General features: G+C 67.9%; 1 protein-coding gene. It reads left to right on the top strand.

All coding sequences use genetic code 11. The features are described 5' to 3' along the window. Positions 1 to 4: 4 nt before the first annotated feature. Entirely contained in the window at positions 5 to 898 is an 894-nt protein-coding gene (locus tag ACS04_RS30020; protein WP_048479976.1) for an IS982 family transposase, read from the top strand. Positions 899 to 926: the final 28 nt, after the last annotated feature.

Below are 926 nucleotides of genomic sequence, written 5' to 3'. Positions count from 1 at the left end.
GTGTGTGACGACAAACCTGGAGACCCTCGCGACTGCACTGTACGTGAGGATCGATGACTCTCTGGCAGGAACGCGGCGGGCGGGGCGGCCTCCGAGGCTGACGGATGCCGAGCTGTTGACGCTCGCGGTGATGCAGGCCGTGCTCGGCTTCGTCTCCGAAGCCAGGTGGCTGCGGTTCGCCCGCGCCCACCTGGCCGCCGAGTTCCCCTACCTGCCCGGCCAGTCCGGCTACAACAAGCGCCTGCGGGCCGCGAACACGCTGATCGGCCGGTTCATTCGCACCCTGGCACGGGACACCGACCTGTGGCACGACGACGTGTGGATCGTGGACTCCACCCCCGTCGAGTGCGCCCGCTCACGTCCCACCGTCAAACGCTCCGACCTGGCCGGCTGGGCCGGCTACGGCTACTGCCCCTCGCACTCACGGTTCTTCTGGGGCCTTCGCCTGCACCTGCTCTGCACACCCGGCGGACTACCGATCGCCTGGGCCCTGGCCAACCCCAAAGTCGATGAGCGGGAAGTCCTGGCCGACATGCTCACGGGCGACCGGGACCTGCTGGCCACCTATCCCGGGCAGACCGTCATCGGCGACAAGGGCTACGTCTCCAAGCACCTCGACGCCTTCATGGCCGACCACGGCCTGACCCTGCTGCGGCCCAGCTACCGCAACCTCAAACCCCGGCCCGGCGAACACCTGCTCAAGCCGATCCGGCAGCTGATCGAGTCGGTCAACGACACCCTCAAAGGGCAACTCGACCTCGAACGGCACGGGGCCAGGACTCCTGCCGGGGTCCTGGCCCGCGTCGGACAACGCATCCTCGCCCTGACCGCAGCCATCTGGCACAACCGGCACACGGGAACACCCACCACCCGCTCGCTGATCGCCTACGACCACTGACCCGAGCACTTCGGACTTACTCGTCTAG

The organism is Streptomyces roseus (assembly GCF_001044425.1).
In the GTDB taxonomy this organism is placed as follows: Bacteria; Actinomycetota; Actinomycetes; order Streptomycetales; family Streptomycetaceae; genus Streptomyces; species Streptomyces roseus.
The sequence above is the reverse complement of the archived record's forward strand: the minus strand, read 5'-3'. Positions and strand labels throughout refer to the sequence as shown.